Source organism: Burkholderia pyrrocinia, from assembly GCF_001028665.1.
In the GTDB taxonomy this organism is placed as follows: Bacteria; Pseudomonadota; Gammaproteobacteria; order Burkholderiales; family Burkholderiaceae; genus Burkholderia; species Burkholderia pyrrocinia.
In genome coordinates this window covers 790,400-814,573 of the sequence record NZ_CP011505.1, presented here as the reverse complement: position 1 = coordinate 814,573, position 24,174 = coordinate 790,400, and the positions used below count along the sequence as shown (strand labels likewise).

Below are 24,174 nucleotides of genomic sequence, written 5' to 3'. Positions count from 1 at the left end.
GGTAATTGAAATTAATTTGTAGGTTTAATTCGATCGCTCTGTCGAAGCGCGAAAACTGTCAATGCAGCATCGCCATTTGCCAAAAATTGCCTGCAGTAGCGGCGCTTTTTATATCAATCGCGACGCGATATCGTTCGCACATTAACTTACAAAATCGCTACTTTAAAATGTTGATGTAAGAAAGATTGCGTGCCGAAAATCGATAGATAAATACAAATGTCATGATTGAAAATAAGAATGAGATGCATGTATGCTTCAATATAAAATCGTTTCCGAATTCAAATGAAAGGAAGCGACTCGGGGAGGCAAACAGCGATTTGTCTGGCAATGGATGCAACTTTGAGGCGGCTGTATGGCTAATGTGAGATTGGCAAAGCGATTGAGAAGTCTGCCTTCGCTGGATTTCCTGAGGGGCTTCGAATGCGCGGCGCGTCATTTGAGCTTCACGCGTGCGGGGCAGGAACTGAACGTCACGCAATCTGCCGTGAGCCGCCAGGTCAAGGCGCTCGAGGAGCAACTTCGGATCGAGCTGTTTCACCGGCACATCCGTTCGCTGACGCTGACCGACAAGGGGCGGGAACTGTACGACGCGATCGCGTTCGCGTTGTCCGACCTGGAATCGGTGATCGGCAAGCTGTCGTCGAGCGTGGGCCAGCGCTCGATCTCGTTGTCGACGACCGTGTCGTTCGCGGCGCTGTGGCTGATTCCGCGCCTCGGTTCGTTCCGTGCAAGCTATCCGGACATCGACGTGCGCGTGTCGGCAACGAGCGAAGTTGAAGATCTTAAACGCAAACGTTTGCACTTGGCCGTGCGCTATGCCGGGCCCTGTACGTCGACGGACGATACGGACGTGCTGTTCCGCGAGCGTGTGGTGGCCGTCTGCAGCCCGAGCCTGGTGGCCGCCGGCGGTGCCGCGGCGATGACGCCGGCGGACCTCGACAAGCACGTGCTGCTGCATCTCGACGATCCGCGCGGCGAGTGGCCATGGCACGCGTGGAGCCCTTTCCTGAAGGAGCTCGGCGTGCCCCGCCTGCGGCCTGCCGGCGCGCTGCACTTCAGTCAGTACGACCAACTGGTCCAGGCCGCGGTCGACGGACACGGCATCGCGATCGGACGGCGGCCGCTGGTCGACGGGCTGCTGAAGCAGGGCCGGCTCGTCGAGCTGTTCTCGTACTGCACGGTCGCGTCGGGCAGCTACGTGCTCGTGCAGAACCCCGATGCGTGCAACGAATTCGATATCGCGGTGCTGACCAACTGGCTGCTCGAACAGGCCCGCCATCCGCTCGTGTCGAACCAGGATGCCGCCGGCACCAACGTGCTGCCGCTGTATCGCGTCGGATAGCCCGGCGGCCGCGCCGTGCCGTCGCGGGAGCAGCGATTGCATCGCGTTGCCGTTCGCGGCGGGCGTTCGTGCGGTCCTCGATGCATGTCGTCTGCAACCTGTGCGATGATGCGCCGCTTCGCGTTCGTTGCAGAACGCCTCTGATTGCGGCGCCCGCTTTCGGGCCGCTGCCGATCGTGCCGACGCCCGGAGACGAGATGCCCGCACACACCATTCATGGCAGTACCCTGCATTACCAGGATCACGGCACCGGATTTCCGGTGCTGCTCGGACACAGCTATCTGTGGGACTCGGCGATGTGGGCGCCGCAGATCGACGCGCTGTCGCGCAAGTATCGCGTGATCGTGCCGGACCTGTGGGGGCATGGCGCATCGGGTGCATTGCCCGAAGGCACGCAGACGCTCGACGATCTCGCCGCGCACGCGAGTGCGCTGCTCGACGCGCTGGATATCGAACAGTGCGCGGTCGTCGGGCTCAGCGTCGGCGGCATGTGGGGCGCGCGGCTCGCGTTGCGCGAACCGCAGCGCGTCCGCTCGCTCGTGCTGATGGATGCATCGCTGGAGGCCGAGCCCGACGCGACGCGCCTGCGTTACTTCGCCATGCTCGATGCGATCGCCGCCGCGGGCTGCGTTGCGCCGCCGCTGCTCGACGCGATCGTGCCGCTGTTCTTCCGGCCGGACGTCGATCTGGCAGGCCCGGTGCCGACCGCGTTTCGCGACGCGCTGGCGAACCTGCCTGCCGACCGGTTGCGGCAATCGATCGTCCCGCTCGGCCGCCTGATCTTCGGCCGGCCCGACACGCTGTCGGCGCTGGCCGACCTGGATGCCGAACGCACGCTGCTGATGTGCGGCGCGGGCGACATGGCGCGCCCGCCGTCGGAAACCGTGAAGATGGCGGGCGTGATCGGTTGCGCGCATGCGCTGGTGCCGGACGCCGGCCACATCTCGAACCTGGAAAATCCCGCGTTCGTCACGCGTGCGCTGCTCGACTGGTTGGACGGGCAACGGTTGCCGTCGAACTGAAGCACGCGCGGGCGACGCCGGCCGCACATGCCGCGCGGCGTCGCGTCACGCCGAACCGCGTCACGCGCGCTCGCTGACCGGCGTGAACTTCCTGCCTTGCACGCGGGCTTCTTCGGCACCGCCGCGAACGAGGCTCAGCGCTTCCGCGCGGCTCGACACGCACGGCCCGGAACCGGGCAGCGGCTGGCGAGCCGTCTCGCGCAGCGCGAGCACCGACACGATGCCGATGAACGACGCGCCCATCAGGTAGTACGCGGGCATCATCAGGTCGCCGGTGCGATCGACGAGCCACGCGGTGACCAGCGGCGTCGTGCCGCCGAACAGCGATACCGACACGTTGAAGCCGATCGCGAGCGCGCCGTAGCGGATCCGCGTCGGGAACAGCGCCGGCAGCGCCGACGGCATCACGCCCGTGAACGTCGACAGCAACGTGCCGTAGATCAGCATCCCGCCGAACACGGGCAGCATGCCGCCGGTGCGGATCAGCATCAGCGCCGGCACCGACAGCACGAGCAGGCCCACGCAGCCGGCCATCATCACCGGCTTGCGGCCGACCTTGTCCGACAGGCGCCCGGCATACAACGTCATCGGCATCATCAGCACCATCACGAGCAGCACCATGAACAGGCTGTGCGATTCGCGCAAGTGCAGCGTCGCCGACAGGTAGCTCGGCAGGTACGACAGCGCCATGTAGTCGGTCACGTTGAAGATCAGCACGAGGCCGACGCATTGCAGCAGCGGCCTCCACTGTTCGACGAGCAGCGTCGCGAAGCCTTGCTTCGGTCGCGTGCGTTCGTCCGCTTCGCGTGCTTCGGCTTCCTTCTTGAACGCCGGTGTTTCCTCGAGCTTCAACCGGACGTAGAGGCCCACGAGGCCGAGCGGGCCGGCGATGAAGAACGGCACGCGCCAACCCCACGACAGCAGCGCTTCCTGCGATAGCGTCGCAGTGAGCAGTGCGACCGTCGCCGCGCCGAGCGTGTAGCCGATCAGCGTGCCGAACTCGAGGAAGCTGCCCATGAAGCCGCGGCGCTTGTCGGTCGAGAACTCGGCGATGAAGGTGGCTGCGCCGCCGTATTCGCCGCCGGTCGAGAAGCCCTGCACGAGGCGGGCGACGAGCAGCAATACGGGCGCCATGATGCCGATCGACGCGTAGCTCGGGATCAGGCCGATCGCGAAGGTGCCGACGGCCATCATGATCATCGTCGCGGCGAGCACGCGCTGGCGGCCGATGCGGTCGCCGAGCGGGCCGAACACCATGCCGCCGAGCGGGCGCACGAGGAACGCGGCCGCGAACGTGCCGAAGGTCGCGAGCAACTGCGCGGACGGGCTGCTGGAGGGGAAGAACACCTTGCCGAGCGTGACGGCGATATAGCTGTACACGCCGAAGTCGAACCATTCCATCGCATTGCCGAACGCCATTGCGCCGACTGCGCGCTTGAGGACGGCAGGGTCGACGATCGTGATGTCATCCAGCTTGACGGACTTGCGCGAAGACCGGGCTTTCGCGGGGTGCGCTTGTGACGGACTCAATGAACGCTCCTGGAATTGCCTTGGCAGCCGGCCGGGCAGAGATGCGATGGAGTAGTGCGGGCCGATGGACTGCGAAGGCGGATGTCTCGGGGGTGCCTCGATGTCGGGGGCGTGACGCGCGCAGCGGGCGACACCGGGCAGGTGTGTTGTGTGAACCAGTTTAGAGAAACACGCGCAACGGGCTATCGGTCATGCGCCCGGAAACCGGTCGTAAACGACACGGGTTCGAGCGGTGCGTGTTGCGCCGAATCGGGCGTGTGCGAGCGGGTGTCGCTACCCGGCTGCGTACGACACGGCGTGGCGAAACGCGCCGTGGCAGCGGTTGGTGCATCGATATCGAAGGGCCGAACGGGTGCGCACGAACCCGCAACGCGTGCCTAGCGCGATCGTTTGGCCGGCGCGCGCCATTCGGCCGTGGCCAGCTTCTCGATGAAGAAATCGGCGAGCGCGCTGACCTTGGCCGGTCGTGCGCGCGCAGAAGGCGTGACGAAGTACAGGCCGCCTTCGGGCAAGCGCCAGTCGGTCAGGATCGGTTCGAGCTGCTTGTCCGCGAAATACTGCGTCGCGACGAACTCGGGAAGCTCGGTGATCGCCAGCCCCGCGAGCACCGTCGGCAGCAATGCTTCCACGCTCGTGCCGCGCAACATCCCGACGGGCGTGACCGCGCAGGTTTCACCGCTCTGGCGGGTAAAGCGCCAGACGTCGCGCTGGCTTCGGTTCGTGTACGTCACGCACGGATGGGCGCCGAGCGCCTGCGGATGCCGTGGGCGGCCATGGCGCGACAGATAGGCCGGCGACGCGACGACAAAGCGGCGAACCGGCGCAATGAGCCGCGCGACGAGCGACGAGTCTTCGAGAATGGCGATGCGCAGCGCGGCATCGAAGCCGTCGCCGATCAGGTCGGACTGCGCATCGGTCAGATGCAGATCGACGGAGATGTCCGGATAGAGCGCGAAGAACTCGGGCAGCAGCGGCGCAACCCAGCGCGCGCCGAACGACAGCGGCGCCGCCAGCTTCACGAGGCCGCGCGGGCGGCTCGACGTCTCGCGCGCGAAATCCTCGGTTTCTTCCGCATCGGTGTAGAGCTTTGCCGCGCGTTCGATCAGCGTATGGCCGTAATCGGTGAGCGCGAGCCGGCGCGACGTGCGGTTGAACAGCCGCCCGCCGAGCCGCTCCTCGAGGCGCGTCACGGCGCGCGAAACCGTCGCGACCGACACGCCCATCGCCGTTGCCGCGGCGGCGAACGAGCCCTCTTCGGCGACCTTCGCGAACATCGCGAAGCCTTCAAAATCCGGCAGTCTGGACATCGACATTTTTGCAATGATGGTTTGCAATCGTTTCTGTTTCGAAAAATAGCACGGCGCCATACATTTGTCTCACCGCAATGCAGAGATGAATCATGGAACCCGAACTCGAAAGAAAGATTGCCGTTGCCGCCGGCGGGCCCGATTCGGCTACGCTTGAAGTGTTCGCATTCGCGACGCCCAACAGCGTCAAGGTGCCCATCGCGCTGGAAGAGATGGGCGTCGACTATCGGCTCGTGCCGGTCGATCTGCGCCGGGGCGAGCAGAAGACCGACGCGTTCAGGGCGATGAATCCCGATGCCAAGGTACCGGTGCTCGTCGACCGGTCGGCGCACGCGGATGGCGACATCGTGCTGAGCGAGTCGGCCGCGATCCTGGTCTACCTGGCGGAGAAGACCGGGCAACTGCTGCCCAAGAGCGGCCCGCAGCGCGGCAAGGTGTTCGAACAGCTCTTTTTCCATGCGTCGGGATTGAGCCCGGCATTCCTGCAGGCGTTCCGGGTGGCGATCCAGGCGTCGCCGGAACCCGACGCGAACGCGCGTGCGCTGGCGGACGTGGACCGGACGCTGGGTGTGCTCGATCGCGTGCTGAATCGCAGCCGCTACGTGGCCGGCGACGCGTACAGCATCGCGGACATCGCGCACTTCGGATGGATATGGCGCCATCAGGCGATCGGCGCGACCCTCGACGGCTTTCCGTCCGTTGCCCGCTGGTACGACGAAATTGCCGCGCGCCCGGCGGTCGTCACCGCCGTCGAAAAGACACTGGCACTCGCGCGGTGGCGCGACCGCGCTATCCGGCAATTCACTTCATTGCATTTATTCAGGAGAACGATGATGAGCGACCGTATTCATGAACTGCTCGAACGCAATCTGCAGGAGGTTTTCGGCGAGGGCGACGCGGCGCGCCGCCGTGCCGCGATCGAAGCGCTGTATACCGACGATTGCGTGCTCTACGTGCCGCCCGGCACGTTCGTCGGACACGACGCGCTCGACAAGTTCGCCGGCGATCTGCGCGCGACGCATCCTCATTTTGCCTATACCGCGCACGGCAAGCCGCAGGCACTCCACAACGCCGGTCGCGTGGCATGGGGCTCGGGTCCGCGCGGCGAAGCGCCCGAATACACGGGCGTGGACGTGATCATCGTGCGCGACGGGAAGATTGCCGCGCTTTATGTGTTCCTCGATTCGGAGCCGTCGTAGGCGAGTGGCGGGCGGGTTGTTCGCCGAGTCGCGTGAAGGGTCTTGCGGATAATCCGTGAACCGCGACGTCGGCGCCGTAGTGGATCGCGAACCTGACCGGATCGGGTTCCGACAAGGTTTTGATGAGCCTCATGCGACGTCGTTCGAGATCCGCGATCTGACGATCGATGGCTTCGAGGCGTCGCCGCTGGACATCGGTGGTCTGGTCGCACGAACGAGCGCCTTCGATCAGAAGCATGCAGTCCGGGAAGCCGCGAATGTCGTCAATGGTGAAACCGGTCGCGATCATGCGCTGGATCATCCTCGGCGTGTCACCGCGTATGCATCGCTGACCGTCGTGCCCACGCTCGATGCTTTCGCGCGTGTCGACAAGACTTTTGCGCTCGATGCGTGGCACCGGGTTTTTCTGGCGCAGCCTGCGGACCTTCCGGAGCGGATGCTGGCGGCCGATCAGGACGCCTACATTGACGCCGCGCTTGCGAAGATGGCGGGAGGAATCGAGCGGATCGATCCATTGGCGCTGGAAGCCTATCGAACCGCATTCCGAAACCCGGACGTGCGTCACGCGATCTGCGAAGACTATCGCGCCGCTACGTCAGAGGATCTGGAACACGATGCGAGCGATTTTGCAGCGGGCCGGAAGCTCGTCTGTCCGATGCTGGTGCTATGGAGCGAAGAAGAGCAAAAGGCGAGAAATGTGTCGCCTGTCGACACGTGGTCGAGGTGGGCTGAAAATGTGACGGGTGGCGGACTGCCCGGTGGGCATCTGCTGCCTGAGGATGCCCCGAACGAGGTGTTGGCCTCCCTCGAAAATTTCCTGATCGAACGGCTTTAGCGTGGAAGCTGGTGAACCGTTCTCGAATTGCACCTGACGGGCGCCCGCGAACGACTGCTTTACCGCTCGGAAGCGCATCGTTCGATGCCCGTCATGGACGGGACCGCACCGCTAGACGCAAGCGTTGAATTCCGGTCTCGGGCGAGACAGCGGCGGTCTGATCGTGGAGTAGTACTTAGGTTCAAGGAGTCGTCGCAACACTCATCGTTATGTTTCGGATAACAGTTCGTGGAATGCTTCCGCTGGCGTCTTCCATCCGAGCGTTTTACGTGGTCGACAGTTCAGTGTGTTCGCGACCGCGTCGAGTTCACGCTCGGTATATCGACTCATGTCTGTGCCTTTCGGAAAGTACTGTCGCAGTAGGCCGTTCGTGTTTTCATTCGTCCCGCGTTGCCATGGACTCTGGGGATCACAGAAGTAGATTTCCAGAGCCGTGTCGATTCGTAGCTGTACATGCTGGGCCATCTCTGCGCCTTGATCCCATGTCAGTGATCGGCGCAAATGCTCGGGTAGTAGCGCGATCTTTGTCGCGATAGCGTTGCGAACAGCCTCTGCCCCGTGACCTGCCAGCGCTGGCCCGTTCTTGGCGCGCACCCCGACTCCATGGCCCTCCATTGGAGGAAGATGCAGCAGCATCGTGAACCGGGTGGTGCGCTCAACCAGAGTGCCAATCGCCGAGCGGTTAAGGCCAATGATCAGGTCGCCTTCCCAATGCCCTGGAACAGCACGATCAGCAATTTCTGCAGGGCGTTCACTGATCATAACCTCCGGAGTGACGAAGTGCTTTCCGCGCTGTTGCGTCCTGGCCCGCGGCACGCGAAGTGCACGGCCCGAACGCAGGCAAGCAGTAAGCGCTCGTCGCAAAGCGCCCCGGCCTTGAATGTAGAGTGCCTGATAGATGGCTTCGTGGGAGATCCGCATAGATTGATCATCGGGATAGTCAATCTGAATTCGCCGACTGATTTGCTCCGGACTCCAGCAAGTGCCCCAGCGACGGTCCGCACGACGTCCTTGTCTTCGTCCTTTCCACGGAACGTTAGGTCCGGGAATCGGCTTGCCCCGAAAGTCAGTGACCGTTCCAGCCAGGCGATCCTGCACATATGTCCTCAACTGGTCGTTCTCTGCCAGTTTCGAAGCCTTCGGACGCTCGGCCGCGCGTTCAGCTTTCCATTGGGCAACCGTTGCCCGATACACCAGAGTACCACCGCGGGTCGCTGCGTTACGGCGTAGCTCGCGTGAAATCGTTGACGGCGACCGTTGCAGCCTTCGCGAAATCTCACGAACACTGCAATCCTGCGCCCACAGCAGCGCGATCTCTTCGCGCTCCGAAAATGACAGATAGCGCCCAGAGTGTGGCGCCAGGTCGATCGGTGCCATGCCGCCCGCTTCACGAAACCATCGCGGCCCCAACGGTTGCGATACGTTACACGCCAGCGCTGCGGCCTCGGTCTCCATACCTTGTGCAATGCACTTCCAGAATGCTCGCTTCGAATCGAGTTGATTGACACCCGGTCTGCCAGGTGATCGCATGACGGGCCTTCCCGTTTGTTCCGAGCCCCATCCCAGTGGTCGTCCCATTCAACAGCTCCAATCTGGAGATGTTGCGACGACCAGTTGAATCCGCCGTATTCCCCCATGTCCAAGTGATTGCTCGGCCTCTACGGCGCACCGCCAACCCATCCGTGACGAGGGCGGCAAGCTCGTCAAAGGGTTTGGAAACTGCTTCAACGATACGTGTGATGGCGTCGGCCGTGACGACGGCATTGATGGGAATGCATCATGTCAACCGAGTGGAAGCACCGCGTCAGACTGTTTATCCAGCGTTTCTGGCAGCCGACCAGTGCGTGCATGACCTGCATGCCGGGGAGCTGGGGCAATATCATGAGCCTTGCCCACTGGACTATTGCATTTCATACAGGTCTGCTTACCGGACTCCTGGCTGTACTTTTGACTTTTACGCCTGCGGCGAAACTCTTCGCGCATCGATACGGCAATGCGCTGGTCGTTGGCGTCCTGACAACGTTGGGCGACGCCTACTCGCACACGAGTCACTACCGTATCCCCTATGTCGAGCACATCGTGACGGGGGCAATTTCAGGTCTCTTGACGCTGGCGGCCTCATATCTCTTCGAAGACCGCGCGCGACGCCTTCGGGCGGTATGGGCTCGGGTTTTCGGATAGCTTGTCCGCTGACTTTCCGAACCCGCCGGGTCGAACGGGAAGAGGCTCCCCGGTGTGGCTACGCTTGATGATCGGGAGGCTGCGCATGGGCAACGGGAGCTCGATACCGGGACATGCCCCGGCGTCAGGGCGCGGCCATGAAGCGTCATTGGTTTGCGTCAACGGCGAGACGTTGAGGCGTCCCGTTTGGCTCAGGGAGCGGACACCCAAGCAGGCTATGCGACTTTTCCGATTGGTCGTGGCCGACTCATGGTTGGATAGATCGGAAAATGCAGCGCCTTCTCAGCCCACGAAAGATCCGCGTTGGAACAGGTCCCAACGGGAGCCGGCATTTGGATTTCGCCGCTGTATTGGCACAAGCCTACGGTCTGGACCCGTCTATCGACGCTGGTAGACAACGCCCTGAATCGAGACCAGATCTGGCTCCGGCGCCTCGTCAAAACGTTTATGCGCCTCGGCAATGGCGACTTGATTCTCGCTCGCCCAGTTGACCAACGCCATGACAGGCTTCAACAGCGTTCTTCCCATGTCAGTGAGTTCGTAATCGACGCGAGGAGGAATCGTTGGATACATCGTTCGCGTTATCAGTCCGTCGCGTTCCAGTCCGCGCAAGGTGAGTGTCAGCATCCGCTGGGAAATGCCGTCGATGCCGCGCTTCAATTCGTTGAAGCGCCGCGGGCCATTGGCCAGCATAGCGACAATGTAGAGGCTCCACTTGTCGCCGATGCGATCCAGGATTTCACGGGTTGCCAGGCAGCCGCCAGCGTCAGGTGCAGGCATATCGGCAGGTAGCTCGGGGTGACTGAGTGACATGCGTGTGCCTTCTTGTGGGGAAACCGCAGGAACCATACCATCCTTTGTATGAATTGGTAAGTAAGAGTCGATACCTTACTTAGTTCTCTTTTTATACCTTGGAGCCGCCGTGAGCCACACCCTACTTATCACTTCCAGCCCGCGCGGGGCCGACAGCCTTTCCACCCGCTTTGCCACCGAAATCGCCGATGGTATCCAGGCCCGCTCGGGCGGTCCGCTGACCGTGCGCGACCTTGCCGCGAATCCGCCGCCGCACATCACGCCGGCCTACATCCAGGGCCGGATCACGGCACCCGAAGATCGCACACCGGAACAGGTCGAGGCGGTGAAGGTCGCGCAAGAGTTGGTCGATGAGTTGAAGGTCGCCGATGTGATCGTGCTCGGTTCGGGCATGATCAACTTCGGTCTGCCCTCGCAGCTCAAGGCTTGGTTCGATCACGTCACCTGGCCGCGCGTCACCTTCGGCTACGGCGATACTGGGCCGAAGGGGCTGCTGACCGGCAAGAAGGTCTATCTCGTTACCGCTACCGGCGGCGTGTTCTCGGAAGGTGCCTGGGCACCGTTCGACTTTCAGACTAACTATCTGCTGCATCTGCTTGGTTTCATCGGCCTGACCGACGTTGAGGTGGTGCGTGTCGAAGGCACGGTTTTCGGCCCCGATGCGGTGAAGGCCGCAATCGCCAACACCGAAACGGCCATCAAAGCCTTGTTGGCGAAGGCTGCGTGACCTCATGGCCGGGAAAAGAACCATCGCGCTGTTCGGTGCGACCGGGCCGACCGGAAGGCACATCATCGAGGAAGCCTTGACGCAGGGCTACAAACTGTCGGTCTATACGCGCGACGCAAAGAAACTCGCGCCGTTCGCGGCAAGGGTAGAAATCGTTGTCGGCGACCTCAAAGACCAGCGTGCCATTGCGAAGTGCGTCCAGGGTGCCGATGCGGTCATTAGCGCCCTTGGTCCCAACAGTCTCAAGGTGCAGGGCGATAAGCCGATCATGCGCGGCTTGACCAACATCATCGCCGCGATGAAGCACGCGGGCGTGCGCCGTCTTATCCAGATTTCTACGGCTGCCTATCGTGATCCCAAGGATGGCTTTGCCTTCAAAACCCATGCGGTCGCGCTGTTGTTCAAGGTTATCGCGCGCAAGGGGTATGAGGACATCAAGGCGACTGGCGAATTGATCGTCAATTCGGACCTGGACTGGACACTGGTACGCATTCCGAATCTAAAGGATGGTCCCGCCGATCGCCGCGTGGATGTGGGTTGGTATGGAAAAACCAGACTCAGCACGAAGCTCTCCAGAGGCAACGTTGCGAAGTTCCTGGTCGACCAAGTGACCGACAGGAGGTTCGTGCGTGCCGCGCCAGGCATCGCTAACCATTGACGCAAGAACGTCTCGACACGGTTCACGCCATGAGCGGATTCACCAATGCTGATGTACCCGATCAATCGGGCAAGACCTTTATCGTCACCGGCGCCAACACCGGCATAGGCCTTGAAATAGCGAGTACGCTGGCGGCACGGCGAGCCAGGGTGCTTCTCGCGTGCCGCGACGAGGCAAAGGCGGAAGCTGCTATTAGCCGGATTCGTCTGAAGGCCCCTGAAGCGAATGTCGCATTCCTGCCGCTTGATCTCGCAGACCTGACGAGCGTGCGGAACGCAGCAAAACTGGCCGAAAAGGAACCGCGCATCGACGCGCTCATCAATAATGCGGGCGTGCAAGGGCCGAAGCTGAAGCGCACGGTGCAAGGCTTCGAGCTGACATTCGGCGTCAATCATCTTGGTTGCTTTGCGTTCACCGCGCTCATGTTGCCCAGGCTCACGGAAACATCCGGGTCGCGCATCGTTGTCACGAGCAGCGGTCTGCACAAGAGCGCGAAGATCGAATGGGACGATCTTAATGCGGAGAAGAGTTACAAGTGGATGCCTCGCTATGCAGCCAGCAAGCTTGCGAATCTGCTTTTTGTCTTTGAGCTGGATCGGCGACTGCAGGCGGCGGGGATAGCGGTTACGGCTTTGGCCTGCCCCCCGGGTCTTGCTGGAACCAACCTTGCGCGCGATAGCTGGTGGGGCAACATCGCAATGTCATTGATCGGCCTGTTTTTCAACACGCCGGCTCAGGGCGCGTGGGGCGCATTGCAAGCGGCGACCGGACAAATAAAGTCCGGCGGCTATTACGGGCCGACGAAAACTTCCGAATTGCGAGGTCCCTCTGGTGAATGCACTCCGTCTCAGGACGCGCGGAATCCAGAACTCGCAACACGACTGTGGGACGTATCGGTTCAACTGACCGGAATCGATGCCGAGCTACCTTCAAATTCATAGCGTGCAGATCATAATGTGCCGTGACCAACATGAGAGATGGAATGACGACTACATTCGACGAGGCGACAACGGCGGCGATTGCCGCGTTTGCCCAATTGGATTTCTACACGGCTGTGCAAGCGATGCGCGCCGAGGCCGATTACGACCGCGAACGAGACCAGTGGATCTCGCGCTACATCGACGAGCACGGCGGCGGCGCGGACGATGCAGCATACGACGCCTTGCACGCGCAGGCCCAGGCAACCCCGGAATACGCGCAGTTCGTCGATGCGGTTCGCCGGGAAATCCTGGAATACTTCGGCGTGACCGACAATCAACTGGACTGGATGGTCCTGCTGCGCAATGACGACAGCGATGAGCTTTGGGCGGAAGTCAACCAGCGGCGGAGCGCGCTGGGAACCGGTGAAGTGCGCGGAGATCTCTGAGCATTGCTTACCATTGGGGTTTCAAGTCGTGCTGGGTGCGGGGCTGGAGTCAGGTCAGTCGCGTGGTGCGCCCGGCTCTCGGTTGCTGCAACCGATCCGCCAAGGGAGGACAAGCTTTCGGATCTTCGGAACGGGTGACCGTTGTGCTCTGACACCCATCCTTGGAACTGCAACGGCTCGACCGGCAGCAACGGGACGGTGCCCGCCTTCTCCGGGCGCAGACCCGGCCGCCCGGAGCGGCAGCGCCGACGGTCGGAGGCCGGCCAGGAACGGTCGTCCAACCAAAGTTGGCGAAGGACCGTCGAGCGTCAGCTACAACTGTGCGAAGCGACGCACACAGGCGGCACCTGGTCGCGAAAATGTAGCCACCCGGAATCGTGAAATCAACGGCAATCCACCCTGCTGCGAGAAGCGCCAGGCTCACGTGTGAACAGTGCCTTCGGTCGCTTCATCGAGCCGAGCAAGAAGGGCCGAACTTCGTTACGCAGGACGGGAGCGTTCCGACGGATGGCTGGCAAGCAACGCCGAGCAGCGCTCGCTCAGGAAGGCATGCAACTCGATGATCGCCGGCGTCAATTGCGCACGGTGAGCACAAATCAAGTGCAGCGGCGAAGGCTCGCAATGCTCCGGCGGAAATAACTCCACCAGTCGTCCTGCCTTCAGATCGTCGATGAGATCCAGTCGCGACTTGTAGACGAGGCCTTCCCCGGCTATTGCCCAGCGACGAACTGCATCGGCGTCATCGCTGATGCGATTGCCGGTGACTGCCACGGTGCGCTCGCCGCCCGGCGGCGTAAAGCGCCAGCGTTCATGTAGCTGCTCGCTCCAGACGTACCGAAGACAATTGTGTCGCCGCAAGTCCTCGACTTTGGCCGGTGCGCCATGCCGTTGGACGTATGACGGCGCGGCACACAATGCCCGGCGGTTGTTGTCGACCAGCTTCATGGCTAGCAGAGACGAATCAGGTAGCGCCCCGTAGCGCACGACAGCATCGAGCGGCTGGCGGATGAGGTCGGCCGAGCGGTCGCTCATTTTGAGGTGCAGCGACAAGCCTGGGTGCTGGTGCTGAAATTCATCCAGCCACGGCAACAGCAGGTTTCGCCCGAAGTCGGACGGAGCGGACAGCCGCAGCGGCCCGGACAGCGCCCCCCGACCGCTCGCCAGGGCCTGCTCGCCTTGCACAAGCGCACCAATCATGACCCGCGCATGCGGCAGATAACGCTCGCCAGCCTCCGACAGTTGCATGCTTCGCGTCGAACGGGTGAACAGACGCGTGTCCAGCGCCCTTTCGAGCCGCTGCACTGACGCACTCGCATGTGCGGGCGCGATATTCAGCTGACGTGCCGCCTCCGAGAAGCTTCCGTAGTCCACCGTGTGCACGAAGATCTGCACATCATCGAGTCGAATCATTTTCACTAAAACGCCGAAAGTGTTTGGGTTAGAAGGATATTTATCCGCGTTTCGACGAAAGATAACATGACCTCAAACACTCTTGGAGAGCAAGTGTATGAAAGGCATCGGCTTCTATCAGAACCATCCCATCACCCACCCGGAGGCACTGCGAGATATCGAGTTGCCGACGCCGGAACTGCGCGACCACGATCTGCTGGTGGAAGTGAAAGCGGTGTCGGTCAACCCAGTCGACACCAAAATCCGGCGCGGCGGCGACATTCCAGAAGGGACGGCGCGTATCGCCGGCTGGGACGCGGCGGGAATCGTCCGCGCAACCGGTGCGTTCGCCTCGCGCTTCAAGCCGGGCGACCGTGTCTGGTACGCCGGTGACATCACGCGGCCCGGCAGCAACAGCGAACTGCACGCCGTGGACGAACGTATCGTCGGCCCCATGCCGACATCACTGGACTTCGCAGAAGCCGCGTCGTTGCCGCTGACGACAATCACTGCGTGGGAACTGCTGTTCGACCGCCTGCATGTTCAGGCAGCGGACCCGACCGACAACAACGTGCTGCTCGTAATCGGAGCGGCGGGCGGCGTCGGCTCGATTCTTACCCAACTGGCACGCGAGCTGACTGGCATGACCGTCATCGGCACGGCCTCACGGCCGGAAACCCGCGAGTGGACGCTGGCTCATGGCGCGCATCACGTCCTCGATCACCATCAACCCTGGGCACCCCAGTTGGCCGCGCTCGGTATCGAGCACGTCACCCACGTTGCCGGGTTGAGCAATAGCGCCGCCTATGTGCGTCAAATCGCCTCCGTGCTTTGTCCGGAAGGCCAATTTGCACTGATCGACGACCCGGTGGGACTGGACATCGGCCCATTTAAGGGGAAATCTATTTCGATTCACTGGGAGCTGATGTTCACGCGCGCAATGTTCACCACCGACACCATGGCACGGCAGCACGCCTTGCTGCGCCGCGCAGCGGAACTGGTTGATCAGGGCCGCCTCAAGCACACCGTGACCAGATGCATTGGCGGCATCAATGCCGCAAGTCTCATCGAAGCGCATGCGCTGGTCGAGGCCGGCAACATGATCGGCAAGGTCGTCGTTGCCAACCACTGAACCCGTTTGAGAAGGAGCATCAATATGCAATCGCCAATCATCGGCACGGCCACGATCAGCCTCGAAGCTGCGCAAGAACTGCTGGCAGAAGCACGCCGAGCGTGCGCCGAACGCGGGTTCGCCGCGACAATCGCCATTACCGATGCAGGCGGCCACCTGCGAGCGTTCGAGCGCTCGGATTCCGCCCCGTTCCTGACCGTTGACGTAGCCATCGACAAGGCATGGACCGCCGCGTCGTTCGGCATGGCCACGCACCAATGGAACCAGTACATGGCCGAGCCTGCCGTCGCCCCGCTGGCAAACCATCCGCGGCTCATGCCGGTCGGCGGTGGCGTACCGATCTTCCATGAAGGGCGTCTGGTAGGTGGCATCGGTATTTCTGGTGGAACATCGGTTCAAGACCATGAGGCCGCTGAGGAGGCTCTGCGTCGCGCAGGGCTAGCGCTGTAAGCCTCGCCTGCTGGAGGAGTTGTCCCAACTGCACTCAGCGGAACGACTCCGGTTCACGCCAGCACGCCCGTGCTCTTTGGTCGCTCGAGAGGGACCGGCCAGGATGGCCGGATCACCGTTGGCGTAACCGCGATCACGAAGGATGACAAATCGTCGAAAGCCGGATCTGCCAATGCCGTCTCCTCCACAGTCGCCTGATGTTCATCGCAGCCTCGACGGCCGATCAATCCAACTGCCGGGGTTGCATACGAAATCGTGGCAGCTAGACTGGAAGTTCCCCATGAAAACCATGGAGGGAGACATGACGACCATCTATGTCGTGAAGACGGGCAAGCAGTTCCTCTGCACCGGTGAGGATGGCGACATCGGCATGGCACCGGTGATTGAAGACGCCATGTCTTTTCTATCGTATGAGGAAGCGAAAAAGGCGGCGAGCGAGAACGCCGACCCCGGATACGAAATCGTGGCCGTCAACCTCACCGACCGCTGACGCGGAGTTCGTTGCCGGGCGCCCGGTGACGGAGGGTGCTCGCAATTTTGCTCGCGCCATGCAATGTGCTGTCCGGTTGGCTGCGTCCGGAATCATCTGCGAACAGGCTACATCGCGCGTAACTCGGCCACGCCGTCCCTGCTACGCCTTCTTCATATAGGCGCTGCACCAGCCTTTTGCATTGACCTGCTTGCCGCTGAAGATGGTGCACGGCGCCATCGCGACGCCGGTCTTGCCCTGGAAGAACTGGCAGTTCGCACAAGCCTGGCCCGCCTGAAATTGCGGGAACTTCGCATGGTCGACCCGGCTTGCATCCGTCTTGTAACCGAGGGCCTGGGCGTTTGCATCGGATTCCTGCACGGCACCGGCATCTGCGGCCGCCGCGCGGCGCCCGAATGCCAGCGCGGATGCCAGAACGGTGGTGGCGGCAATAAAACGTCGACGTGAAAATTTCATCGCGTCCTCCTGCATGTGCGAAGCGTTCGTCGCCTGGGGAAAGGGCGGCGAAGGGATCAATGGAAGAAGAGTTCCCGCATGCCGAATGTGTGATGCGCTTCGGCAGCCATCAGCACCATGAGCACCAGCAGGCACAGGGGCGGTATCAGGATCGCGTATACCAGCGCCAGCCGCTCCCACATCATGTGCATGAAAATCGACACGATCAGCCCGGCCTTGGCGATCATGAGCACCACGATCAGCACCCAGCGCAGCAGGCCCTGCACGTGGAAGTAATCCACCATGTACGACAACGTGCTGAGGACGAACAGCAGGCCCCAGATTTTCAGGTAGAGGCCGATCGGATGCTGCTGGCCATGCGCGGCGTCGGGTCGATCGGCGGGATCGGTGTGGTCCATGATCTGCCTCACCACAAATAGAACAGCGCGAAGATGAACACCCACACCAGGTCGACGAAGTGCCAGTACAAGCCGGCAATCTCGACGATCTGGAAGTTGCCGTGCTCGGTGAACCCCGGCCGCAGGATCTTGCGCGCGATCAGCAGCAGGTAGATCACGCCGCAGGTCACGTGAAACCCGTGGAACCCGGTGATCATGAAGAAGCACGCGCCAAACTGCGCCGCGCCCAGCGGGTTGCCCCACGGGCGGATCCCTTCATGGACGATCAGCTTGGTCCATTCGAAGGCCTGCATCGACACGAAGGTCGCGCCCAGCAGCGCGGTCGCCAGCAACAGTGCGGCGGCACGCGTTGCGTTGCGCCGGTAGCCGAAGTTGACGGCCATCGCCATGGTGCCGCTGCTGGTGATCAGCGTGAACGTCATGATGGCGATCAGCAGCAACGGCACGTCCACGCCGCCTACCGTGAGCCCGAACACCTTGGAAGGGTCGGGCCACGGCGCCGTGGTCGACATGCGCACCGTCATGTACCCGATCAGGAAGCTGCTGAAGACGAAGGTGTCCGACAGCAGGAAGATCCACATCATCGCCTTGCCCCACGGCACCTTGAAGGCTTCGCGGTCGGCCGACCAGTCGGTGACGATGCCACGCCAGCCTTCAGGCCCGGCGTCGGCGGGCGGGGTGGCGGCGGATTCGGTGGGGAGCGTGGGCGAGGTCATGGCGCGGCTCCATACAGCGGCCCGCAGATGGCGGCGACGATCTCGGGGGTGATCCACCACATCGCCGCCAGCAGCACGAGCCAGACAGCCAGCAGGAAATGCCAGTAGATCGCGCACAGCGCGATGGCGCGCTGGGCCCGGAACGGATCCGCGCGCTGCAGGAGCGCAATCGTCACGGCCCAGGCCACCAGCCCGCCCAGCACATGCAATCCGTGCAGGCCGGTGAGCAGGTAGAGGAAGCTGTTGGAAGGATTGACGGTGACGGTCTGCCCGGCCGCCGACAGCATGCGCCAGGCGGTCAATTGCCCGATCACGAACACGGCCGCCAGCACGCCGCCGGACACCAGCCACGCCGCGCGGTGCAAGGTCATCTGCCGGGCGCGCTGCATCGCAAGGCTTGCCAGCACCAGCGCGCCGGTGTTCCACCACAGCAGCGCCGGATGCGGGATCGGCTGCCAGTCGGGCTCGCGCATGCGCATGCCGTACGCGAGCAACAGCAGCGAAAACAAGGTCGTCGCCACCGCCATGAAGACGATCAGGCCGATGCGGTTCGCATTCGGCAACACCGGTGGCGCACCGGGACCGAACGGTCGTGGCAGTGTGGTCATTCGTGTGCCTCGCCAGGTTGAAGCGTCGGATGGGCCGTTTCAGGCGCCGTCTCGGGCGGCTGGTTTTGCGGGACGAAGTCTTCGTCGTGCCCCGGCGGGCTGTATTCGTACGCCCAGCGGTAGACGACGGGCGGCGCGGCGCCCCAGTTGCCGTGCACGGGCGGCGTTTGCGGCGTTTGCCATTCCAGCGTGGTGGCCCGCCACGGGTTGCCGTCGGCGCGCTTGCCGCGCACGAGGCTCCACGCGAGGTTGTACAGGAACAGCAACTGCGCCACCCCGACGATCAGCGCAACGACGGTGATGAACGTGTTGAGCGTCTGCGCCGAATGGGGAATGAAGCTGTAGCCCTCATACGCGTAATACCGCCGCGGCATGCCCAGGATGCCGAGATAGTGCATCGGGAAGTAGATCGCATAGGTGCCGACGAAGGTGATCCAGAAGTGCGCGCGCCCGAGCGTGTCGTCGAGCATGCGGCCCGTCACCTTCGGATACCAGTGGTAGATGCCGCCGAACACCACCAGGATCGGCGACACGGCCATCACCATATGGAAGTGCGCGACCACGAAGTACGTGTTCGACAGCGGAATGTCCACGCTCACGTTGCCGAGGTAGAGCCCGGTCAGCCCACCCAGCACGAAGGTACTGACGAAGCCGATGGCAAACAGCATCGGCACGGTCAGGTGGATATCGCCGCGCCACAGCGTCAGCACCCAGTTGTAGACCTTGAGCGCGGTCGGGACGGCGATGATGAGCGTGGTGGTGGCGAAGAAGAAGCCGAAGTACGGATTCATGCCGGCGATGAACATGTGGTGCGCCCAGACCACGAAGCTCAGCACACCGATGATGATGATGGCCCACACCATCATCCTGTAGCCGAAGATGTTCTTGCGCGCGTGCGTGCTGATGAGGTCCGACACGATGCCGAAGGCCGGCAGCGCGACGATGTAGACCTCCGGATGCCCGAAGAACCAGAACAGGTGCTGGAACAGCAGCGGGCTGCCGCCGGCATGCTTGAGCGTCTGCCCCATCGACACCACGGCCGGTATGAAGAAACTGGTGCCGAGCGTCCTGTCGAGCAGCATCATCACGGCCGACACGAACAGCGCCGGAAATGCCAGCAGCGCCAGGATGGTCGCGACGAAGATGCCCCACACCGTGAGCGGCATGCGCATGAGCGTCATGCCGCGGGTGCGCGCCTGCAGCGTGGTGGTGACGTAGTTCAGGCCGCCCATCGTTGCCGCGACGATGAAGATCGCCAGCGACACGAGCATCAGCACGATGCCCCATTCCACGCCCGGCGTGCCCGGCAGGATGGCCTGGGGTGGATACAGCGTCCAGCCCGCGCCGGTCGGTCCGCCCGGCACGAAGAAACTCGCCGTCAGCACGAGTACGGCCAGCAGGTAGACCCAGAAGCTCAGCATGTTGAGGAACGGGAACACCATGTCGCGCGCGCCCAGCATCAGCGGAATCAGGTAGTTGCCGAAGCCGCCCAGGAACAGCGCCGTCAGCAGGTAGATCACCATGATCATCCCGTGCATGGTGACGAACTGGTAGTAGTGGGTGGCGTCGATGAAACTGAACTTGCCCGGAAAGCCGAGCTGCAACCGCATCAGGTCAGACAAGACGAGGCCGACCAGGCCGATGGCGATCGCCGTCAGCGAATACTGCACGGCGATGACCTTGTGGTCCTGGCTCCAGACATAGCGGGTCCAGAAGCTTTGCGGGACGTGATCTGTATGCGCGTAGGACATTGCGTCTGCTCCGCCGGGGATTCGCTAGGGATTCGTTGCGCTGCTGGCGGCCGGACCGCCTACCGACTTGATGTAGGTCACCAGCGCGGTCAGTTCCTGCTCGCTCAGGTCGAAGGTCGGCATGATGGGCGAGAAGCCCTTCACGACGCGGGCCTTCGGGTCGCGGATGAACGCGCGCAGATAGGCTTCGTCCACCTTCGCGGTGCTGCCGTCGGCCATCGTTTCGGTCTTGCCGTACAGGCCTTTCCAGGTGGGGCCCACGCGCGGACTGCCGTCCACGGTATGGCAGGCGACGCAGCCCTTGGCCGCCGCGAGCGTCTTGCCCTGGTCGGCAAGCGCCTGCGCGCTGCCGCCGGTCGCGGCGGCGGCAGCCTGCACCTTGGCCTGCTGCCGCTGCGCGAACGTGCTCTGCTGCGCCAGCCAGCGCGAGAACGATGCCTGGTCTTCCACCACCACCACGCCGCGCATGTCGGAGTGCCCGATACCGCAAAGCTGGGCGCACAGGATGTCGTAACGCCCGGCCTTGGTCGGCGTGAACCAGAAGGTGGTCACCATGCCGGGCACCATGTTCATGCGCGCACGGAACGGCGGGACGTAGAAATCGTGCAGTACGTCGCGCGACCGTGCCAGGACCTGGATCGGCTGGTTGAGCGGCAGGTGTACCTCGGGCGTCTCGATCAGGTAGTTGTCACGGCCGTTGGGGTCGCCGGGGTTCAGGCCGAACGGGTTGTCGTTGCTGATGTAGCGCACGTCCGTCGTGCCCAGCTTGCCGCCGGGGCCCGCAAAGCGGAAACGCCATTGCCATTGCTGGCCGAGCACCTCCATCTGCAGCACGTTGCGCGGCGGCCGGACGTAGTCCGCGTAGACGAAGAGCCCCGGTGCCAGCAACGCGGCCACGCCGACCGAGGTCAGGCCGATCAGCCACCATTCCAGCCGCCGGTTGTGCGGCTCGTAAGCCGCACGATGCCCGCTGCGGTGGCGGTAGCGCACCAGTGCGATCACGATGAACACATTGATCGCGATGAAGAGCGCGCCGGTAATGACGAGCGTGATCGTCAGCATGTCGTCCATGCGCACCCAGTTCGACGCGATCGGCGTGATCCACCAGGGACTGGCAAAGTGAAACCCCACCGCCAATATGATGATCAGGGTCAGGGCAATCGCAAGCGCCATTAGCCGCCTCGCTGCGTGTCACTCGTCGGAGCCGCCAACAACGTTCCCGGCGTCGTTGTGCCACGTTTTCGTACTACGTATTGTTTTCGCCGGCAGTCTGCCAGGACCGATTCGCCAAGCGCTGTAAACAAGCTCTAAAGCAAAGGTAGTCCTCTCCTCCGCATCGTGCAAGGCAGCGCAACGGGGACGCGCGCCCCATCGACGCATCGCGCGATTGGAGGCGTCGCCTGCTGCGATGCAATGCAAAACGGCGCCTCCGGCATGGGTTGTCGAGGCGGCCGTTTCGCGAGGGCGCCGGGTGTTCCGGGTCTGTTCGCTTGTGCGAAGTACGTACGTCGCACACGTGAGCAGACCCTGTCGGCGCGGCGGGAAAACACGGCGTGTCAGCGCATCGCGTCCTGCTTGCGCCGCTCGAGCATGCCGTAGGTGACGGCGGCGACCACACCGAACAGCAGGTTTGCCAACAAGGGTCCGGAACCCCGCTCCGAGACGAACCATGGGAACACGGCTGTCATCACATAGAAGTTCCACACATACGCGACGATCCCGAAGGCCAGCCCGATGGCAGCCTCCATGCGCACACTCGAATCGAAGCGGAACGGCGCAATGATCACGGCGAGAATCATCCCCATGATGGCACCGAGCACGTAGTGCAGTACCAGCGCCGTTCCCACAATGCCGACGCTGAACACCGACATCTGTTCGAGCGCACTGCGGCCCAGCACCATCGCCGCGATCTTGTGGGTCGGTTGCCACGGGCTTTCGTCGAGCACCATGGTCGACCAGAAGAATTCGAGCACGATCACCAGCGCGCCACCCGCAAGACCGGCCACGGCAGCGGCGAGCCAGTCGGGCGTACGCCGCTGCCAATGGTGTGATTGAATGTTCAGTTCCATACGACCTCCTTGCGGACAGTTCAGCTTCGGCATTCAGGGTAGGAGGGCGCAACGTGCGTCAAAAGTACGTCCCTTCTGCGATTCAGAATGGCAGATATGGGTGCCAATGCAAGGTGCAAAAACCCTGCGCGTTGCATGGTTCCACGGCGTTCTGCTCGAAGTTCGGCATCGACGTGTCGGCAGGCGGGCAGTTGGCGCGCGGCGTTTTTTCGTCGCTCACCGGGTGGGAGAAAGGCTGATGCGCCGTGGTGAACACGGCCCGCACCGGCGGGCGCCGGTGCGACATCGAACGGAAGTTGTGGCGCCGACTTTCAGGGGAAGATCGGTGTCGTAGGCTCGGCGCCTTCCAGATCGGCCTTCGGAAAATGCTGGGCGACCATCTCCTCGATTTCCTGCTCTCGTAATGCCGGCACGTCGGCCATGATCAGGATCTGGCCTTCGCGTATCGCGTCACGAAATCGCTGGAGTCGCGCGTTCGGCTCGGCGATGCCGATCATCGCGGCCGTCCACGCCCCGAAGCCCGCTCCCGCCAGCGTCAATGCGACGACGGCGCCGCCCGCAATCACGAGCTCCGCTGGAGGGAACACCAGCGCGACGAGGCCGATCAGCGCGCCCGTCGCGCCGCCAAACGCGACGCCGCGCTCGAGCGCGTGCACGACATCGCTGCTTTGCAGCAAAGACGCTTCGGGCAACTGATCGAGCGTGACACTGTGATCGGCGAGGACGTGGATATGGCGCCAGATGATGCGCGCGCGCAGCAAGTCATCGACGATCGCCTTCGCCATCTGCGTATCAGGTACGAGGAAATAAAGGCGTCTCATGTTGGCACTCCTTTTTTTGCCATTGACTCATCGTCAACAGAGATTTTCTATTTTATGTCAGCATCGGCCGCGCAGTATGTGCGAGCGTACGAGCGTCGGGGTCGCATTCCCCGACTCGTTACCGGCCTCGTTACCGGCCGCGGCGAGTGCATGACACGACCAGGCGGCCCCGGGTCGTCCCCTCGTTGCGCTGTGAACGCCTGCAATCTGGTGGAGGGTCGGACGAATGAGAATTATATGGGCGTCACGCCGGATTTCGAAAAATGGCGGGGCCGGGGAGGTGACGATCGACGGCGGTTTTCACGTGTGCCGGTCGATCGTTGAACGGTATTGCAGCCGTCGATGCGGTGCGCTCGAGTGAGTGATTGAAAAGGGATTCCGTGGACGCGGTTGCGCGCGCCGCGGAATATGCCGAAATGCGCCGGGCCGGCACGACATCCGGCTGTCAGCGGGTTGTCGGTAATACGCCGGGATCAATTGCCGGTCGATGCCGTCGCGGTCGGCATCGTGTCGTGATGCTGGATCGCATGGAGCTGGCGATTGCGCGCGATCTGCGACGCCGACGGCGGATAGTCGTTCCGGTTCGACGGCAGCAGGCCGTCGGCTTCGGCATCGATCAGTTGCTGGCGCACGTCGGCGCGCGTGATCGGCGCCTGCGTGGACCGGGCGAAGGCCTGCGTGCCGAACGGCAGGCTCAGCGTGGCAACGACGAAAGCAGCGACGAGTTTCATGATGGCTCCTGGGCGGTTGAACGAGCGGGCGGGATGGGCCCACGCTTCGAATTCTGGCCGCCGCGGCAGTCACCACACTGACCCGCCGATTACAGTTTCGTAATCAGGCCGTGTCGCGCGGGCGCGTGGCGGTGCGCCCGCCCCGTTTCCCGGTAACATCGGCGCATGTCACCACCGAATGCG

26 protein-coding genes are annotated in these 24,174 nt (G+C 62.8%); 12 read left to right on the top strand and 14 right to left on the bottom strand.

The genetic code is table 11. The features are described 5' to 3' along the window. Positions 1 to 352 precede the first annotated feature (352 nt). Both ABD05_RS33710 and ABD05_RS33705 read left to right on the top strand, forming a co-directional pair. Positions 353 to 1,342, top strand: coding sequence for a LysR substrate-binding domain-containing protein (locus ABD05_RS33710; protein WP_047904441.1), 990 nt, complete (start codon positions 353 to 355; stop codon positions 1,340 to 1,342). Between the two features lie 197 nt (positions 1,343 to 1,539). Further along, a complete protein-coding gene (locus ABD05_RS33705; protein ID WP_047904722.1) occupies positions 1,540 to 2,364 on the top strand; it encodes an alpha/beta fold hydrolase in 825 nt (274 codons plus the stop codon). A 60-nt stretch (positions 2,365 to 2,424) separates the two neighbouring features. Here the strand turns inward: ABD05_RS33705 and proP are convergent, their stop codons facing one another. Continuing rightward, on the bottom strand, positions 2,425 to 3,894 hold the full coding sequence (gene proP, locus ABD05_RS33700; RefSeq protein ID WP_047904440.1) for a glycine betaine/L-proline transporter ProP: 1,470 nt from the start codon (positions 3,892 to 3,894) through the stop codon (positions 2,425 to 2,427). A 377-nt stretch (positions 3,895 to 4,271) separates the two neighbouring features. Next, positions 4,272 to 5,201 (bottom strand): LysR family transcriptional regulator, encoded by a 930-nt coding sequence (locus ABD05_RS33695; protein WP_047904721.1) that lies wholly within the window; start codon positions 5,199 to 5,201, stop codon positions 4,272 to 4,274. A 92-nt stretch (positions 5,202 to 5,293) separates the two neighbouring features. Between ABD05_RS33695 and ABD05_RS39215 the strand changes: the two genes are divergently transcribed. After that, complete coding sequence (locus ABD05_RS39215; protein WP_238594203.1) at positions 5,294 to 6,400, top strand: glutathione binding-like protein; 1,107 nt, start codon at positions 5,294 to 5,296, stop codon at positions 6,398 to 6,400. Between the two features lie 55 nt (positions 6,401 to 6,455). Then, positions 6,456 to 7,235, top strand: a complete 780-nt coding sequence (locus ABD05_RS33680) for a hypothetical protein (protein WP_338012474.1) — start codon at positions 6,456 to 6,458, stop codon at positions 7,233 to 7,235. Between the two features lie 207 nt (positions 7,236 to 7,442). On the opposite strand, the gene ABD05_RS37135 is transcribed toward ABD05_RS33680, so the two are convergent. Beyond that, entirely contained in the window at positions 7,443 to 8,813 is a 1,371-nt protein-coding gene (locus tag ABD05_RS37135; RefSeq protein ID WP_082146117.1) for an IS30 family transposase, read from the bottom strand. Positions 8,814 to 9,014: 201 nt separating this feature from the next. Between ABD05_RS37135 and ABD05_RS33675 the strand changes: the two genes are divergently transcribed. Then, positions 9,015 to 9,416, top strand: a complete 402-nt coding sequence (locus ABD05_RS33675) for a hypothetical protein (protein ID WP_047904439.1) — start codon at positions 9,015 to 9,017, stop codon at positions 9,414 to 9,416. Between the two features lie 378 nt (positions 9,417 to 9,794). Here ABD05_RS33675 and ABD05_RS33670 read toward each other — a convergent pair whose 3' ends face one another. Further along, positions 9,795 to 10,229 carry a winged helix-turn-helix transcriptional regulator gene (locus ABD05_RS33670; protein WP_026051665.1) on the bottom strand — a complete coding sequence of 145 codons (435 nt, stop codon included), beginning with the start codon at positions 10,227 to 10,229 and terminating at the stop codon, positions 9,795 to 9,797. Between the two features lie 109 nt (positions 10,230 to 10,338). Between ABD05_RS33670 and ABD05_RS33665 the strand changes: the two genes are divergently transcribed. Genes ABD05_RS33665 through ABD05_RS33650 form a run of 4 tightly spaced genes read left to right on the top strand, consistent with a single transcriptional unit; the run spans position 10,339 to position 12,980 of the window. Next, positions 10,339 to 10,956 carry an FMN-dependent NADH-azoreductase gene (locus ABD05_RS33665; protein WP_047904438.1) on the top strand — a complete coding sequence of 206 codons (618 nt, stop codon included), beginning with the start codon at positions 10,339 to 10,341 and terminating at the stop codon, positions 10,954 to 10,956. A gap of 4 nt (positions 10,957 to 10,960) precedes the next feature. Beyond that, the gene (locus ABD05_RS33660; protein ID WP_047904437.1) at positions 10,961 to 11,614 is read left to right on the top strand and encodes an NAD(P)-dependent oxidoreductase; all 654 of its coding nucleotides are present in this window, start codon (positions 10,961 to 10,963) and stop codon (positions 11,612 to 11,614) included. A gap of 29 nt (positions 11,615 to 11,643) precedes the next feature. After that, positions 11,644 to 12,555, top strand: coding sequence for an oxidoreductase (locus ABD05_RS33655; protein WP_047904436.1), 912 nt, complete (start codon positions 11,644 to 11,646; stop codon positions 12,553 to 12,555). Between the two features lie 41 nt (positions 12,556 to 12,596). After that, positions 12,597 to 12,980 carry a hypothetical protein gene (locus tag ABD05_RS33650; RefSeq protein ID WP_047904717.1) on the top strand — a complete coding sequence of 128 codons (384 nt, stop codon included), beginning with the start codon at positions 12,597 to 12,599 and terminating at the stop codon, positions 12,978 to 12,980. Positions 12,981 to 13,460: 480 nt separating this feature from the next. Here ABD05_RS33650 and ABD05_RS33645 read toward each other — a convergent pair whose 3' ends face one another. Further along, complete coding sequence (locus ABD05_RS33645) at positions 13,461 to 14,390, bottom strand: LysR family transcriptional regulator (protein WP_047904435.1); 930 nt, start codon at positions 14,388 to 14,390, stop codon at positions 13,461 to 13,463. A gap of 97 nt (positions 14,391 to 14,487) precedes the next feature. Here ABD05_RS33645 and ABD05_RS33640 point away from each other — a divergent pair, with 97 nt between their 5' ends. The 3 genes from ABD05_RS33640 to ABD05_RS33630 all read left to right on the top strand — a co-directional run bounded on the left by ABD05_RS33640 (position 14,488) and on the right by ABD05_RS33630 (position 16,441). Continuing rightward, complete coding sequence (locus ABD05_RS33640; RefSeq protein ID WP_047904716.1) at positions 14,488 to 15,501, top strand: zinc-binding alcohol dehydrogenase family protein; 1,014 nt, start codon at positions 14,488 to 14,490, stop codon at positions 15,499 to 15,501. Between the two features lie 24 nt (positions 15,502 to 15,525). After that, positions 15,526 to 15,951: a GlcG/HbpS family heme-binding protein gene (locus ABD05_RS33635; RefSeq protein ID WP_047904434.1), complete on the top strand. Its 426-nt coding sequence runs from the start codon at positions 15,526 to 15,528 to the stop codon at positions 15,949 to 15,951. A gap of 301 nt (positions 15,952 to 16,252) precedes the next feature. Further along, the gene (locus tag ABD05_RS33630; RefSeq protein ID WP_047904715.1) at positions 16,253 to 16,441 is read left to right on the top strand and encodes a hypothetical protein; all 189 of its coding nucleotides are present in this window, start codon (positions 16,253 to 16,255) and stop codon (positions 16,439 to 16,441) included. Positions 16,442 to 16,582: 141 nt separating this feature from the next. Here ABD05_RS33630 and ABD05_RS33625 read toward each other — a convergent pair whose 3' ends face one another. The 9 genes from ABD05_RS33625 to ABD05_RS33580 form a co-directional block, all read right to left on the bottom strand. Then, the gene (locus ABD05_RS33625) at positions 16,583 to 16,897 is read right to left on the bottom strand and encodes a high-potential iron-sulfur protein (protein ID WP_047904714.1); all 315 of its coding nucleotides are present in this window, start codon (positions 16,895 to 16,897) and stop codon (positions 16,583 to 16,585) included. 56 nt (positions 16,898 to 16,953) lie between these two features. Next, complete coding sequence (locus ABD05_RS33620) at positions 16,954 to 17,295, bottom strand: cytochrome C oxidase subunit IV family protein (RefSeq protein WP_034181991.1); 342 nt, start codon at positions 17,293 to 17,295, stop codon at positions 16,954 to 16,956. An 8-nt stretch (positions 17,296 to 17,303) separates the two neighbouring features. Continuing rightward, positions 17,304 to 18,011: a heme-copper oxidase subunit III family protein gene (locus ABD05_RS33615; protein ID WP_047904433.1), complete on the bottom strand. Its 708-nt coding sequence runs from the start codon at positions 18,009 to 18,011 to the stop codon at positions 17,304 to 17,306. After that, the gene (locus ABD05_RS33610; protein WP_047904432.1) at positions 18,008 to 18,619 is read right to left on the bottom strand and encodes a cytochrome c oxidase subunit 3; all 612 of its coding nucleotides are present in this window, start codon (positions 18,617 to 18,619) and stop codon (positions 18,008 to 18,010) included. The genes ABD05_RS33615 and ABD05_RS33610 overlap by 4 nt, the downstream gene beginning before the upstream one ends. Beyond that, positions 18,616 to 20,370, bottom strand: a complete 1,755-nt coding sequence (ctaD, locus tag ABD05_RS33605; RefSeq protein ID WP_047904431.1) for a cytochrome c oxidase subunit I — start codon at positions 20,368 to 20,370, stop codon at positions 18,616 to 18,618. Before ctaD ends, ABD05_RS33610 begins: the two co-directional genes overlap by 4 nt. Before the next feature lie 24 nt (positions 20,371 to 20,394). After that, complete coding sequence (locus ABD05_RS33600; RefSeq protein ID WP_047904430.1) at positions 20,395 to 21,543, bottom strand: cytochrome c oxidase subunit II; 1,149 nt, start codon at positions 21,541 to 21,543, stop codon at positions 20,395 to 20,397. A 383-nt stretch (positions 21,544 to 21,926) separates the two neighbouring features. Beyond that, positions 21,927 to 22,439 carry a hypothetical protein gene (locus tag ABD05_RS33595; RefSeq protein ID WP_047904429.1) on the bottom strand — a complete coding sequence of 171 codons (513 nt, stop codon included), beginning with the start codon at positions 22,437 to 22,439 and terminating at the stop codon, positions 21,927 to 21,929. Between the two features lie 311 nt (positions 22,440 to 22,750). Then, positions 22,751 to 23,260: a hypothetical protein gene (locus ABD05_RS33585; protein ID WP_047904427.1), complete on the bottom strand. Its 510-nt coding sequence runs from the start codon at positions 23,258 to 23,260 to the stop codon at positions 22,751 to 22,753. Positions 23,261 to 23,733: 473 nt separating this feature from the next. After that, the gene (locus ABD05_RS33580) at positions 23,734 to 23,991 is read right to left on the bottom strand and encodes a DUF4148 domain-containing protein (RefSeq protein WP_047904426.1); all 258 of its coding nucleotides are present in this window, start codon (positions 23,989 to 23,991) and stop codon (positions 23,734 to 23,736) included. Between the last annotated feature and the right edge of the window lie 183 nt (positions 23,992 to 24,174).